9 protein-coding genes and 5 tRNA genes are annotated in these 14,508 nt (G+C 44.9%); 10 read left to right on the forward strand and 4 right to left on the reverse strand.

Annotation, left to right across the window (positions count from 1 at the left end; all coding sequences use genetic code 11):
- The first annotated feature begins 42 nt into the window (after positions 1 to 42).
- A tRNA-Asn gene (locus ACY2VW_RS04410) sits at positions 43 to 114 on the forward strand.
- Positions 115 to 283: 169 nt separating this feature from the next.
- Here ACY2VW_RS04410 and ACY2VW_RS04415 read toward each other — a convergent pair.
- The gene (locus ACY2VW_RS04415) at positions 284 to 1,948 is read right to left on the reverse strand and encodes a sensor histidine kinase (protein ID WP_461877194.1); all 1,665 of its coding nucleotides are present in this window, start codon (positions 1,946 to 1,948) and stop codon (positions 284 to 286) included.
- Complete coding sequence (locus tag ACY2VW_RS04420) at positions 1,945 to 3,468, reverse strand: response regulator transcription factor (protein ID WP_461877195.1); 1,524 nt, start codon at positions 3,466 to 3,468, stop codon at positions 1,945 to 1,947. The genes ACY2VW_RS04415 and ACY2VW_RS04420 overlap by 4 nt, the downstream gene beginning before the upstream one ends.
- A 367-nt stretch (positions 3,469 to 3,835) precedes the next feature.
- Between ACY2VW_RS04420 and ACY2VW_RS04425 the strand changes: the two genes are divergently transcribed.
- The 7 genes from ACY2VW_RS04425 (at position 3,836) to ACY2VW_RS04455 (ending at position 8,046) form a co-directional block, all read left to right on the forward strand.
- The gene (locus ACY2VW_RS04425; protein WP_461877196.1) at positions 3,836 to 5,536 is read left to right on the forward strand and encodes an extracellular solute-binding protein; all 1,701 of its coding nucleotides are present in this window, start codon (positions 3,836 to 3,838) and stop codon (positions 5,534 to 5,536) included.
- A gap of 109 nt (positions 5,537 to 5,645) precedes the next feature.
- Positions 5,646 to 6,575: an ABC transporter permease gene (locus tag ACY2VW_RS04430; RefSeq protein WP_461877197.1), complete on the forward strand. Its 930-nt coding sequence runs from the start codon at positions 5,646 to 5,648 to the stop codon at positions 6,573 to 6,575.
- An 18-nt stretch (positions 6,576 to 6,593) separates the two neighbouring features.
- A complete protein-coding gene (locus tag ACY2VW_RS04435) occupies positions 6,594 to 7,475 on the forward strand; it encodes a carbohydrate ABC transporter permease (RefSeq protein ID WP_461877198.1) in 882 nt (293 codons plus the stop codon).
- A 221-nt stretch (positions 7,476 to 7,696) separates the two neighbouring features.
- Positions 7,697 to 7,768 (forward strand) — tRNA-Glu (locus tag ACY2VW_RS04440).
- A gap of 26 nt (positions 7,769 to 7,794) precedes the next feature.
- Positions 7,795 to 7,867 (forward strand) — tRNA-Thr (locus tag ACY2VW_RS04445).
- A 4-nt stretch (positions 7,868 to 7,871) separates the two neighbouring features.
- Positions 7,872 to 7,945, forward strand: a tRNA-Ile gene (locus tag ACY2VW_RS04450).
- A gap of 27 nt (positions 7,946 to 7,972) precedes the next feature.
- A tRNA-Asp gene (locus tag ACY2VW_RS04455) sits at positions 7,973 to 8,046 on the forward strand.
- A 173-nt stretch (positions 8,047 to 8,219) separates the two neighbouring features.
- Here ACY2VW_RS04455 and ACY2VW_RS04460 read toward each other — a convergent pair.
- Positions 8,220 to 8,837 carry a flavodoxin family protein gene (locus ACY2VW_RS04460; protein WP_461877199.1) on the reverse strand — a complete coding sequence of 206 codons (618 nt, stop codon included), beginning with the start codon at positions 8,835 to 8,837 and terminating at the stop codon, positions 8,220 to 8,222.
- 159 nt (positions 8,838 to 8,996) lie between these two features.
- Between ACY2VW_RS04460 and ACY2VW_RS04465 the strand changes: the two genes are divergently transcribed.
- Complete coding sequence (locus ACY2VW_RS04465) at positions 8,997 to 12,329, forward strand: family 78 glycoside hydrolase catalytic domain (protein ID WP_461877200.1); 3,333 nt, start codon at positions 8,997 to 8,999, stop codon at positions 12,327 to 12,329.
- A 104-nt stretch (positions 12,330 to 12,433) separates the two neighbouring features.
- Here ACY2VW_RS04465 and ACY2VW_RS04470 read toward each other — a convergent pair whose 3' ends face one another.
- Complete coding sequence (locus ACY2VW_RS04470; protein WP_055221737.1) at positions 12,434 to 12,808, reverse strand: metal-dependent transcriptional regulator; 375 nt, start codon at positions 12,806 to 12,808, stop codon at positions 12,434 to 12,436.
- A gap of 250 nt (positions 12,809 to 13,058) precedes the next feature.
- Here ACY2VW_RS04470 and ACY2VW_RS04475 point away from each other — a divergent pair, with 250 nt between their 5' ends.
- Positions 13,059 to 14,237, forward strand: a complete 1,179-nt coding sequence (locus tag ACY2VW_RS04475) for a serine hydrolase domain-containing protein (RefSeq protein WP_461877201.1) — start codon at positions 13,059 to 13,061, stop codon at positions 14,235 to 14,237.
- Positions 14,238 to 14,508: the final 271 nt, after the last annotated feature.

Raw genomic sequence — 14,508 nt, forward strand, 5'->3', positions numbered from 1 at the left:
TATGCGGTTTTGAAGGTATATCAAATATCTTCAATTAAATAATCCTCGATAGCTCAATGGTAGAGCATTCGGCTGTTAACCGAAGGGTTGTTGGTTCGAGCCCAACTCGGGGAGTGAATGAGACCTGTAAGATTTTCTTGCAGGTCTTTTCGTTACATTGCAGGAAACGAAAAAATGTTGGATGCTGTGTCTATATGAGTGTGTATGAATAAAAAAAGAGGGGAATCCCTCTTTTTTTATTCCACATTGTGAACTTTTTTATGAAATCTTATGTCTGATGCTGTCAAGAAATAGGGAGGCAGAATGTAATCATCGTACTTTCGCCGCAAATACTGTTGATGGTAAGTCCATATCCATCACCATAGGAAAGGTGAATCCGCTCATTGACATTCTTAAGGCCATAACCTCCGGAATCAGTAGTAAGCAATTGCTGCAATTGTTCGTCCGGGATGCCCAGACCGTTATCCAGGACAGAAATTAAAATCTGCTGTTGCACCTTTGTAATAGAAAGAAAGAGTTTTCCACGTCTGACTTTGTTTGGCAGAATACCATGAATAATGGAATTTTCTACTAAAGGCTGTAAAAGAAGATTTGGAACCTTAATGTTTGGAAGAGCTGGATCAATCTGATAAATCACATCAAAAGCCTGATCATGCAGAAGCAGCTGAATATCAATGTAGGACTGCACATTTTTAATTTCGTTTTCCAGCGTTGTTTCAGATTTTCCTTTATTGAGGGTGGTCCGGTAAAAGATTGAAAGAAGCTGAGACATCTGACTGATTTCCGGCTGCTGGTTTATAATTGCCTTGCTGTTGATCAAGGAAAGGCAGTTATAGAGAAAGTGCGGATTAATTTGGGCCTGCAGTGCTTTTAACTGAGTTTCTTTCAGCTGGATTTTATTCAGATAATCCTGTTGAATCAGTCGGTTAATTTTTTCAACCATATCATGAAAATTTTCCGTTAATTCGCCGATTTCATCATGGCAGCTGTCATGAATGGTAATGGAAAAATTTCCTTTTTTTACCTCTTGCATCTGTTCGTGCAGATGATTGATCCGGCGGACAAAAAACGAAGAGAGGATCCCGCTTGCAAGAACAATCAGTATAATACAAATAAAAATGATACCGATAATAATATATGCCATCTGATGAATGGAAGCAAAAACCATCTGTGTTGGTTTTTCAAGAAGAATTTTCCATCCCTGTTGCTGTGTTTTGCCAGATAAAGTTGTCCAGACTGCTGGATCATGAGAAATATTGGAAACAGAATCTGAAGTAACATCATATAAAATCTGCGATGCACTGGAAATTTGAAGATGATAATCGGTAGAAATATCCTCGAGCGATTGAAAAAATCTGTGCGGTGATATTTTAATTGCAATACAGTTCTTGGAATAAGACTGAATGTATTTAATGAAAGGGTTTGGAATCTGCTGAATGACCCAGAGAGTCCCATCATCATTCAAATACCAGGAGGGATGAGGAGTAACGCTATCCTCATCGTACCAGGAATACTGTTTCAAATCAGCTATTGGGCGCAGTTGCTGGCCATGAGAAAGGTCAGAAACCGCATTATAAAGAGTAATCTGCTCAATTTCCGGATGCTGCGTATAGATCCCTTTCAGAAAAACATCAAAATGATAATTCAGGTGATCATACGTGTCATAAAGAGAAGAAGAATTCAGAAAAGGAGTACTTACGATTTCATCGGAACTGGCAAGGTATGTGATCAGTTCATAATATAATTCGAGTTGGCTGTCCAGTGTGTTGGAAACCGTGTTCAGTGCGGAATTCATAGAGGAAAGTTCTTGTTTCTGCAGCAGATGGATCGTTTGATAGCAGCAGAAAATTCCCATAATGCTAAGGGGAAGGAGGCTGACCAAAATCCAGGCCCAAATTAATTTTCTACGGTAGGTCAGGTTTTGAAAATGTAGTAATATTTTTTTCATTGTCCATTCTCCTGTCGGTATTTTTCCGGAGAATTTCCGAAATATTCACGGAAACTCTGGCAGAAATAAGAATAGTTTGGATAGCCAACTTCTGATCCAATCTGTATGACCTTTTTTTCACTGCCAAGAAGGAGTTCGCGCGCTTTTTCCATGCGGAATTGACGGATATACTGCGAGAGGCTTTTGCCAGTTGCTTTTTTAAAAAGTCGACTCAGATAATCCGGTGTCAGATAAACAACAGAGGCAAGATGTTCAATGGAAAGATCTTTTCCGTAATTTTGTGCAATATAATGTTCTAGCATCAGAACCTCTTTTCGGACACCAGTCTGCGTAACCGCAAAGGTTTCTTTGATTCTGTCACAACAGGATTGAATCTGAGCAATGATGTTCTCGATATTACGCTGAAGATAGAGAGAAGAAATTAATTCATCCAATGTAGGCGTCGGAGTACCATCTGGTGTTTGGGAAGGCAGATATGGGTAAAGCGTTGTCAACAGACTGGAAAAGAAAAATTTAACATAAATCTGTGACTGATTGGCAGGGAGACGGTATTTGGCAAAAAGGAGATCGAGGCTCTGCTGCAATTTGTCGGGATTGACAGAAGAGAGAGCCTGACGAATCAGTCCCAGCTGCTGATTGTCATCCACCTGCTCTGGCTGTGGCATAGGTTCTGGATCATGAGAGGGTAGAAAGATTGGTTCATCAGGTACCCAAAAACGTTGTTCCATCTGTTGTTCCAGAGCGGAAAATGCTTCTTTTAAAGAAGAATATTGCTGGAGCGGAAAACTGGCTGCGAGATAACAGGCGGTTTTGAAATGATTCTGAATAAAACGGTAAAGCTTTCGTGTCAGGAGAGCCAAATCATCAGACGATTGTCTGAGAAATAGAAGAGCCTGACCGGGGGCCGGATTTAAAGACTCCATTCCGGGAAAAAGATCTTTCCTTAATGTATCATAAAAGGAAGAATAATTATTTTCCAGAAAAGAGCCAGGAAAATCGAGCAGAATCATGAACTGAAAAGCCGGGATCTGTTCCAGGATATAAGGATCTGCTTGAAAAGTGTCCAAAGTTCCGGAAATTGCCTGCTGTAGACCATGCTGAAGCAGAAAAGACTGGCGGATGGAAAGACGTTCTTTCTGATTCTGTTCCTGATCCAGCTGCTGAATCAGCGAGGTTAAGGTCTTGAAAAGCTCATCAGGAACAACTGGTTTTAAAATATAGTTTTCCACACCAAGCTTAATCGCAGTGCGTGCATATTCAAAATCTGCATAACCGCTGAAAATAACAGGTTTCAGATTTGGCAAAAGAGAAAGAGCCGTGTGGATCAGTTCCAGACCATCCATAACGGGCATCTGCACATCGGTAAAAAGAATATCTGCTGGCCAGTCTTTCAGAATATGCAGAGCAGAAAGACCATCCTCGGCTTCTTGAATTTCCAGAGGCAGCTGGGTCTGCTGAATCAGAAAGCGTATACAGTCGCGTTCTGTTTTTTCATCATCGGTAATTAATATCCTGTACATAAAAACCTCCATAAATCGTACTACAGCAAAATATGTCAAGATTGCGGCATTACAGTAAAATGAGAAAAATTTCCAAAAGAAAAAAGAAATCCGGTGGATTTTAGAAAGATTTGCCGAAATCCTTATAGAAAAGTATAACGATTTCGAGAAAAGATGTCAAATATAGACATGAAAAAAACGGGATAGTGATATGAATTCCGGTTTTTTGATATATCCGTTTTTCCTGATTTTTGATATCCTAAATACAAGAAAAGTGATGCGCATTGCGAATACGGATGCCTGATAACAGGGAAAGACAGGAAGATGGAAGACATAACAGAAAGGTATCCGGACTATTAAAAAAAGAGATTAGGAAGGGAGATCTAAGATGAAAAAGAAATATTTCTGTCTTTTCATGGCAGGTATTATGGCAGCTTCTATGCTTGCAGGATGCGGTGGAGAGAAAGACAGCCAGGCGAATATGACAGAGGAAGAGAAAGCAGCATGGGACGAGGCGGAAAATGATCCTTATGGAAAGTATCCGGAAACAGTAACCTATACAACCGGATATAACCTGACAAATCAAGGAGCCGATACCTTAAAAGGAACGGCCTATGAAAATGATACAACCGAAGATAACGCATATACCCGTTATTTAAAAGAGGTTCTGAATGTCCAGAATGAGAACCAGTTTGAAGCAGTAACAGGACCAGATTATGACCAGAAGGTTTCCATGGCAATTGCAAGCCAGGACATTCCTGACATTATGTATGTCAGCGATTATGCAACACTTGTGGATCTGGTAGAAAATGATATGGTTGAAGACATGACAGATATTTACAACAATCTGGCATGCGATACGGTAAAAGAGGCATACGAGAGCTATGGCGACAATAATCCGCTGAATACCGTAACCTTTGATGGAAAAATCATGGCAATTCCAAAAACTCAGCTGAGCGACGGACAGGATTTCCTCTGGGTGAGAAAGGACTGGATGGATAAGCTTGGGATGGAAGAGCCGAAAACACTGGATGATCTGGCAGATCTTCTGCGTGCATTCATTAACGAGGATCCGGATGGAGACGGTCAGGCAGATACTGTAGGACTTGCAGTACATTCGGAAGTATACGGAAGCTATCCGAACAATACATTTGCCGTAGACAATATTTTTACGGCAATGGGAGCGTACCCAAATGTATGGATTACAGATGATGATGGAAAAGCTGTTTATGGTTCTGTACAGCCAGAAATGAAAGATGCACTTTCTTTAATGCATGATTGGTATGAGGAAGGACTTCTGGATAAACAGTTTACAACTAGAACATACGATGATATTGTTGCTCTGATTTCCAGTGGACAGTGTGGTGCTTATATCGGACCATGGTGGTCTCCATTTAATACAGCACAGACATCTACTTACGCTACAGATGATGCAGAATGGATCAATCTTTCCTGCCCGACCGGATCTGACGGAAAAATCAATGCAATTAATACAAAATCCTACGCGGGATTTGTCGTTGTAAGAAAAGGATATGAGCATCCGGAAGTTGCAATGAAAATTGTAAATGTAAACTCGGAATATTCCAAACAGGATAAGAGTGATGCTTCCAAAGAAGTTCTGGAAAATCAGTCCATTGCTTACTTTAACTGGCCGCTGTATTGTGAAGTTCAGCCAGGTAATAATGCGGAACTGATGACAGAGCATGTAAAAGCGGTGATGGACGGAAGTGCAGATGAATCTACCCTGACTACAGAGGAACAGGGATATCTGGAAGCTGCACAGAGATTTGAAGAAGCAGAGGCAGCCGGACAGAAAGCGGATTCCGCAGATTATTCCCAGTATATGTCCCGTATTGTTTCCATGCAGAGAATGATTGATGAACCGGCAAACTTTGTAACGCCGTCCTTCTTTGAGACAACGGAATCCATGAAAACCAAGTGGGCTTCTCTGGAAAAAATTGAGATGCAGGCGATTCTTAAAATCATTGTAGGAGAAGCAGATCTGGATTCTTTCGATCAGTTCGTAGAAGACTGGAATAATGCCGGAGGAGAAGGAATTACAGAAGAAGTAAACGAAGCAATTAAATGATTAAGAAATAATCCCAAAAGATAATCAAAAAAACGAAACAATTTCTTGCGGCACAGTCCGGGCAACAGATCGGTTGTGCCGCTTGCAAGTGAAATAGGAGGCTTAATTTATGAGTCAGACCAGCGCAGCGGCGGTAAAAAAACAAAAACGCCGCATGGGAACGGAAGAAAAGGCGCTTCACCTGATGATTCTTCCAGGAATGATCATTCTCGCCATTTTTGTATTTGCACCACTGGTTGGATCTATGATGGCATTTGAAAATTATGTACCGGCCAAAGGACTGCTGGGATCAAAATGGGTTGGATTGGAGAACTTTAAGTTTATTTTCAGTCTTCCGGATAGTCGTCAGGTATTCTTAAATACATTAATTATTGCGTTTGCAAAATTAGTGCTGAACATTATTGTTCCGGTTACATTTGCTGTCCTTTTAAATGAAATCCGGGCAAGATTTTTCAAAAAAACATTTCAGACCATCGTATATCTGCCGCATTTCCTTTCCTGGGTTGTACTGGCAACGGTCATTACCAATATGTTCTCCCTGGAAGGTCCATTCAATGCGGTAATTCAGGCGGTTGGAGGTTCGCCGATCCAGTTTCTGGCAGACAATCACTGGTTCCGGAAGGTTATTGTAGGAACCGATGTATGGAAGGAATTTGGATATAATTCCGTTGTCTATCTGGCTGCGCTGACCAGCATTGATCCAGGTCTTTATGAGGCAGCATCCATTGATGGAGCAAACCGTTGGAAACAGACGATTCATATTACACTGCCGGCATTAATGCCGACGATGGTGCTGATGACAGCATTGAATCTTGGAAACATCCTGAATGCAGGCTTTGACCAGATTTTCAACCTTTATAATCCGATCGTTTATGAGACAGCAGACATTATTGATACTTATGTTTACCGGATTGGTATGGTAGAACGTCAGTACAGTATTGGTGCAGCTGTTGGTCTGCTCAAGTCTGTCATCAGCTTTATCTTGATTCTGAGTGCCAATAAGTGTGCGAAGAAAGCCACCGGATCAGGAATTTTCTAGTAAGGGGAGTTTTGCGATATGACGAAAAAAATAAAACCGGGAAAACTGATTTCCAGAATCATTATCTGGGCAGTCGTGATTCTGTTGACGTTAAGTTGTCTTCTTCCATTAATCAACATGGTTGCTATTTCTTTCAGTGGAAGCAATGCGGTTTCTGCTAATAAAGTAGGACTTTTGCCGGTTGATTTTAATACATCTGCTTACAAAAAACTGCTGGGAGATGCACAGTTCTGGAAATCTTTTCTTATTTCAGTAGAACGTGTGGTGCTTGGTACTTTTATCAATATGGTATTTACGATTTCCATGGCATATCCGCTGTCAAAAAGCAGACATCGTTTCCGGGCAAGAGAGGTTTACATGAAAATTGTAATCTTTGCAATGCTGTTCAGCGGCGGTATTATTCCTCTGTTTATGGTAGTCAGCAAACTGCATCTGACCAATACAATCTGGTCTTTGGTGCTTCCTGGTGCAGTTCCGGTATTTAATGTTATCCTGCTGATTAACTTTTTTAAAGGAGTACCGGATTCTCTGGATGAGGCGGCACGGATTGACGGAGCAGGTCCTTTGACTGTCCTTCTGAAAATCTATCTTCCGGTTTCTCTTCCGGCTCTTGCGACGGTAGCACTGTTTGCCATTGTAAATCACTGGAATGATTACTTCTCAGGTCTGATTTATATGAGCAAGGCAGAGATGTATCCACTTCAAACCTATATTCAGCAGCTGACGGTAGATCTGACACAGATCACAGATGCAAACCAGTTAAAACAGCTTGCATCTATGAATAACCGTACGTTTAATGCAGCAAAGATTGTGGTTTCAACGATTCCATTGCTGGTAATTTATCCATTTCTGCAGAAATATTTTGTAACAGGTATGGTAATTGGAGCAGTAAAAGAATAAGCGATTGCGTGTAAGCAAGGAAATCTCCAGCCTCTGTGAGTGCGAAAACAGAGGCTGGAATTTTATTGAAATAATGGAAACGCAGTCGTCGGGAAGAAAAGTTTTCATTGTTGTCTGACAAAAAGAAAAAATGAAAAAACTTTCAAAAAGTGCTTGCAAAATAAAAGAAGATATGTTAGAATCTTAATTGTCGCTGAGATCTTAAACACAGTGTAGAATATGGCTCCGTGGTCAAGCGGTTAAGACATCGCCCTTTCACGGCGGTAACACGGGTTCGATTCCCGTCGGAGTCACTGAATATAAAATATTTGTTATGTATGCCGATGTGGCTCAATTGGCAGAGCAGCTGATTTGTAATCAGCAGGTTATCGGTTCGAGTCCGATCATCGGCTCTTTGGACCTTTAGCTCAGTTGGTTAGAGCAACCGGCTCATAACCGGTCGGTCCCGGGTTCGAGTCCCCGAAGGTCCACTCAATTTTATATTCTACTTTATATCTGGCCCGGTGGCTCAGCTGGTTAGAGCGCCGCCCTGTCACGGCGGAGGTCGTCGGTTCGATCCCGATCCGGGTCGCTTTAGAAAAAGTCTGCAAAAGCAGACTTTTTTGTGTTTCTTACATCAAAAGATATCTGCATCAGGTTCTGCGGAGATCAGAACAAAAAATTGTCAGCTTCCCGACAAAAAAGATCAGATCAAAAACTGCCAGCTTTCCCCTCTTGTTTTTTGGGGGAGCTGGCAGTTTTTGATCAGCGGATAAAGTTTGTGCCGACACGTGGTTCTTTTTCCGGAAGGCCATAGGCTTCTTTTCCGAGTTGAATGCTCTTCATCAAGAAACTCATGTTCCGTGCAAGGGTTCGCATGATCTGCAGTCCTTCGAGATCCTGCTGTGCTTCGTCGGCATTGTTTCCATGGATACTGTTCCAGTACTGACTGGAGGCAACCGGCATGCCGGCGATGGTGAAATATTTGTTCAGCTCATCAAAGGTAGCGGAAAGACCGCCGCGGCGTGCAGAGACAACCGAAGCGCCGACTTTCATGGTCTTGTCAAAGTGTGTGCTGTAGAACAGCCGGTCAAGAAAAGCAATAAGTGTTGCATTTGCAGATGCATAATAAACCGGGCTTCCGACAACAAGACCGTCTGCCTCTTCAAATTTCGGAGCAACCTCATTTACCATATCGGAAAAAGCACATTTACCGAGCTTGGAACAGGCGCCGCAGGCAACACAACCGCGGATATCTTTATTTCCAATATGTACGATTTCCGCTTCAATGCCGTTTTCTGTAAAGACTTTTTCCATTTCGTGCAGGGCAGTGTAGGTGCTGCCTTTGGCATGAGGACTTCCGTTGATTAATAATACTTTCATGTGAGTGTACCTCTCTTTCGTAATTTTCTTTATTATAGCACCGGAAAAGATGCAAATAAAGACGCTTTTTTGGACAAAAACTGATCTTAACAGAAATGGATGCGGGACGGTATAATACAATCAGCAAAGAAGGCAAAACTTGCAATGGGAGGTTACCAAATGAAGATAGAGAGAATTCTGATCGAAGACCAGATGGCGCCGATCGGGCTGGATGAGAAAAAGCCGGCATTTTCCTGGCTGCTGACAGCAGAAGAGGGAGAACAGAATTTACTGCAGAGCGCATGCCAGATTGTTGTGCGCACCGGAGAAAGTACGGTGTGGGACAGCGGAAAAATGGAAACCGGTGTATCGACGGGGATTGTGTATGAAGGAGAAGCACTGCAGCCCTGCACAAAATATGAAGTAAAGGCAGAGGTGTGGGATAACCACGGCGGAAAAGCAGAAGCAGAAAGTTCCTTCGAGACAGGCCTTATGGATTCTTCGTATGCAGCATGGGAGGGAGCTGAGTGGATCGGCGCACCGCATGCGACGGTATGCGCGGAAAACCGCGGTGTCTTTACGATCGAGAGTGAATTTAGGATGGAAGGCGGGAAGGGAGAAGCGGGTATCGTCTTTGGAGCCAATGACTTCCGTCTGAACGATCATACGAAAAATGAACTCGGCATGGAAGGGGAGAACTATATCCGTTATGCTGTGTGCCTTGAGGATGGAGATACACGCCTTGAGATTTACCGCGTGGGCTATGCACCGGAGGATACAGCAGAAAAGCCATTTGCCGTTACAGAACTGGTCAACTGGAACGAAAAAACACAGGAAATTCTGACACCGGAGAATGCGGATGCTTTTCATAAGCTGACTGTACAGGTTGACGGAAATGTGGCATACGCCTATGTCGACGGCATCCTCGTGGATGCCATTGAGGAGCATGGATTTTTTGGAACGAAAGTATCAGGCCGCCAGTTGAATCCGAGAGGAAACAACGATGTACTGCCGTATCCGAGACTGAATGAGATTGGATTTTATGCAGGAAAAGAGACGACGGGTTATTTTAAGAACCTGACGGTAAGAAATGTAAGAAAACCATCCGCGGAAATTGTTCGTGAGACGCCGGAAGGACGGCTGGATGGGGGAAAAAGTATCTTTGCGGATCAGATTCCGGTGGAAAGCGGCTGCTTTAAAGTAGAAAACAGCCAGGTCACAGCAGATCCGTCCCATCATTCGATTCCGATGCTGCGGTCGTGTTTTTTCTGCCAGGAGGAGAAAAAGCTGGCATCGGCACGTCTTTATGTCACCGCGAGAGGCATCTATGACTGCCGGATCAACGGACAGGAGATCACGGAAGATCTGCTGCGTCCGGGACTGACACAGTATGACCACAGAATGAACTATCAGACATACGATATCACAGGGCTGATGAAACCGGGACGGAACGGAATCGGCGTGACGCTGGCATCAGGCTGGTGGAGCGAGGCACAGACCTTTGTGGTGAAGAATTTCAATTACTTTGGAGACAAGGAGAGTCTGCTTGCCAAGATTGTCATGACGTACGAGGATGGAAGCCGCGAGGTCTTTGGAACGAATACGAAGGACTGGAAATATTTCGGTGAAGGTCCTTATCTGTTTTCCAGCTATTTTGCAGGAGAGCAGTACGATGCACGCCGGGCGGAAGTTTACGAAACGTATTCTCTGCCGGAGTTTGATGACAGCACATGGGAAAAACCGGTTGTTGTGGATACCGTCATGATCGAAGAGTTCTGCACGATGCCGGGCTTTGGACGGTCCTGGCCGGCGGTTCATGAGCAGAAGCCGGAATATATCGGTGAGTACGATGCGCCGGTGCGGATTGTGGATCGGAGAACGGCAAAGACGAGAAAAGAGCTGTTCCCGGGTGTGTATCTCTACGATCTGGAACAGGAGATGGCCGGTGTACCGCGGATTACACTGCATGAGAAGGCGGGCACAAAGATCATCATCCGCTATGCGGAGGTGCTTTATCCGGATCTGCCGGAGTATGCCGGAAAAGAAGGCACGATGATGCTGGAAAATTACCGGGATGCGACGAGTACGGATGTTTATATCTGCCGCGGCGGGGAAGAGGTGTTCCAGCCGAAGTTTACCTTCCACGGCTACCGATATATTGAGATCAGCGGTGTGGAGCATGCGCCGGAGCTGGAAGAAGTAGAGAGTCTTCAGTATTCTTCTGTGATGGAATTCCATGGAAGCCTTACGAGCAGCCATAAACTGCTGAACCGGTTTGCCGAGAATGTTTCCTGGTCACAGAAATGCAACTTTATCAACATTCCGACCGACTGCCCGCAGAGAAATGAGCGCATGGGCTGGGCGGGCGATACGCATATTTTCTGCCATACGGCGCTCAACAACAGCAGCCTGAAGAAATTCTATGAGCGGAACCTGCAGGCGATGCGTGATCTGCAGACACCGGAAGGCCAGTACCCGGAGATTGCACCGGTGGGCGGCGGATTCGGCGGCATTACGTATGAGTGTGCGAGTATTTTTATGGCGTGGGAGCTGTATGAGCAGTATGGGGATATCCGCACACTGGAGAAATTTTATCCTGGCATGCAGAAATATATGGACTATATGAAGGATAAGGGTCTGCCGGGAACGAAGGTAAATCCGGCGATCGGACCGCTTGGCGACTGGCTGGCACCGGAAGAGACGGATCTGCTGCTTTTATGGAATGCATTCTATTATAAAGAAGCCGATCTGATGAGCCGGATTGCCGGTGCGCTCGGAAGAACAGAGGAGCAGCATCAGTATGAGGCGCTTGCTGCGAAGGTGAAGAAATTCTGGAATGAGACATTTGTACTTCCGGATTCCGGAAAGACCTGCAATGCGGACGGAACGCTGTGTGATACGCAGTGCTCGTATGCAATTGCACTGTCTTATGGCGTGGCAGAAGACAGAAAGAGAACAGGAGAGCATCTGATCCGAAAGACGAGAGCGATCGGCCATACGGTCGGAACGGGATTCTTTGGAACGGGTATTCTGAACCAGATGCTGACCGAGCAGGGCGCTGTGGAGGATGCCTGGAAGATGATGCTGCAGACGGCATTCCCGTCGTGGCTGTATCCGGTGACCCAGGGAGCGACGACGATCTGGGAGCACTGGGATTCCTACACGAAGGAAAAAGGCTTCGGCGGACAGAATGCGATGAACTCGTTCAATCATTATTCTCTCGGAAGCGTTCTTTCCTGGCTGTATCACACGGGACTTGGTATCCGGAGAGACGAGACAAAACCGGGTTATCAGCACATTCTGCTGAAACCGCAGCCGGGCCCGCTCGAGTTTATGAAAGGTTCCGTAGACAGCCCGTACGGCGTGATTTCTGCCGGATGGGAGCGGAAAGGTGACAAAATAGAGTATCAGGTTACGATTCCGGTCAATACAACGGCAACCCTGTTTAAAAACACGGATGATCCGGCGGATACCGTGGAACTGGGAAGCGGAACGTATACTTTTATGCTGTAAAAAGAAAACCCGAAAGGCTCCGGCAAAAAAATGGGAGACTTTCGGGCGGAAAGAGAAACGCTGTCGGAGAGAAGAGAACTCCGGCAGCATTTTCTTTGTCATGCTTATTTTTCGGCAGTCATGTGCAGATGACGTTTGATCGCCTCAAAGCTTTCCTGGCTGATGACATGCTCGATGCGGCAGGCATCTTCCGTGGCGGTCTGCTCATCAACACCAAGGCTCATCAGGCCGCGGGAGAGGAGCTGGTGGCGCTCATAGATCATCTCTGCGATCGCGCGTCCGCTGTCGGTCAGGTAGATATAGCCTTCCGGCGTTACGCGGATCTGCTCTTTTTCTCTTAAGTTTTTCATGGCAACGCTGACACTTGATTTTTTAAAGCCAAGTTCTTCTGCAATATCAACACCGCGTACAACGGGTTTTTTCTGACTTAAGACTAAAATGGTTTCCAGATAATTTTCTGCGGACTCGTTCGTTTTCAGCAAAATGTTCACCTCGTTTTTCTAAATAGCTGAAGATTCATAAATATATATAAATATAGAATAGCATATTTTTCGGAATAGGGCAATGATGGTTTTTGATGGTTTTTCTTAATTTCAGAAAAGTTGTAAGATTTCAGAAAAAAGCGACAGGAAAAACAGAAAAGAAAAGCAAGATAGAAGATGACATGGGCCCAAAAGAGAGGTAAAATAGGAAAAACAATGAATTTTAGATGGAGGTTAGAACAATACCATGGAACAGGTGATAAAGAAAAGACTGCAGCAGGTGATGGATGCGTCCGTTGCAAAAGGAGAGACACCGGGCTGTCTTCTGATGGTGATCAGAGATGGGGAGGAGCAGGTTTATCTGGAGAGCGGATATGCGGATATCGAAGCGAAAAAGCCGGTTTCCCGCGATAATATTTTCCGTCTCTACTCCATGAGCAAGCCGATTACCGCGACGGCCATGATGATTCTGGTAGAGCGCGGAGTCGTCGATCTGGCGGATCCGGTCAGCAAGTATCTGCCGGGCTTCCGAAACCCGGTTGTATGTACAGCGGATGGGAAGATAGAAAAAGCGGAGCGGGAGATCCTTCTGGAGGATATTATGAATATGACATCCGGGCTGACGTACGGCGGAACGGATGAGACGGGACGGCAGACCGATGCACTTTTTCAGGAGGTGATCCACGGACTTAAGGAAGAAAACGGCGGAACAATCAGTACAGTAGAATTTGCAAACCGTCTTGGAAAAGTCCCGCTTCTGTATCAGCCGGGCCAGTCCTGGAGTTATGGAACGTCGGCGGATGTCGTAGGTGCGGTGATTGAGGTGGCAAGCGGCATGCGCTTTGGGGATTTTCTGAAAAAAGAAATTTTCGAGCCGCTCGGCATGAACGATACCGATTTCTGGGTTCCGGCAGAAAAGCAGGATCGTCTGGCGAAGGTGTATGACTGCAGGGAGGGACAGCCGTCCGTCCGTTATCTGGACAATAACCTTGGCATTCAGAACGATATGGCGTACCGCCCGGCATATGAGGCAGGCGGAGCAGGCCTTGCATCTACCATCGATGATTATGCGAAATTTGCGCAGATGCTGCTGAACGGCGGCACCTACAACGGTGTACAGATTCTCCGTCCGGCGACGGTAAAATTTCTGGGAGGCCACACATTAAGCGCGGTACAGCAGGCAGGATTTGATAACTGGATCGGTCTGGAAGGGTTCTCCTATGGCAATCTGATGCGTGTTCTGGCAGATCCGACGCGTGCGGTAACGCTGGGAAGCAAGGGTGAGTTCGGCTGGGACGGCTGGCTTGGATGCTACATGGAAGTCGTGCCGGAGCAGAATATGACATTTCTGATGATGACCCAGAAAAAAGATGCCGGAACGTACACCCTGTCCCGGAAGATCCGAAATATTATTTTCAGCGAATGACTTTTCATGAGAGTGATTCTCAAGTAAGACCTTCCGACCCGTCAGATCAGACGAAAAAAGTGCCGGAAAAGAAACAACTTAACGAATCAGACGGAACATATGAGCAAATTGCTGTAAAACTACGTCGAATTTTGTCTAAAACGGATATTTGCAGTGAGACAGATGTATGCTATTTTAGTGTCAGTCGAAAATGAAGGCGATTTCATTACTACTTTCAGGAAAAACAGCAAAAAAGGGATATCGTGTAAGTTTTTGACCGATTTTGAAGGAA

The sequence above is a fragment of the Fusicatenibacter sp. genome (genome assembly GCF_977045365.1).

Bases quoted from the DNA above. Each gene is read 5' to 3' on its own strand.
- ACY2VW_RS04460 (WP_461877199.1), bottom strand. From the start codon at position 8,837: ATGAAAGTATTATTAATCAACGGAAGTCCTCATGCCAAAGGCAGCACC.
- ACY2VW_RS04425 (WP_461877196.1), top strand. From the start codon at position 3,836: ATGAAAAAGAAATATTTCTGTCTTTTCATGGCAGGTATTATGGCAGCT.
- ACY2VW_RS04475 (WP_461877201.1), top strand. From the start codon at position 13,059: ATGGAACAGGTGATAAAGAAAAGACTGCAGCAGGTGATGGATGCGTCC.
- ACY2VW_RS04420 (WP_461877195.1), bottom strand. From the start codon at position 3,468: ATGTACAGGATATTAATTACCGATGATGAAAAAACAGAACGCGACTGT.
- ACY2VW_RS04435 (WP_461877198.1), top strand. From the start codon at position 6,594: ATGACGAAAAAAATAAAACCGGGAAAACTGATTTCCAGAATCATTATC.
- ACY2VW_RS04465 (WP_461877200.1), top strand. From the start codon at position 8,997: ATGAAGATAGAGAGAATTCTGATCGAAGACCAGATGGCGCCGATCGGG.
- ACY2VW_RS04430 (WP_461877197.1), top strand. From the start codon at position 5,646: ATGAGTCAGACCAGCGCAGCGGCGGTAAAAAAACAAAAACGCCGCATG.
- ACY2VW_RS04415 (WP_461877194.1), bottom strand. From the start codon at position 1,948: ATGAAAAAAATATTACTACATTTTCAAAACCTGACCTACCGTAGAAAA.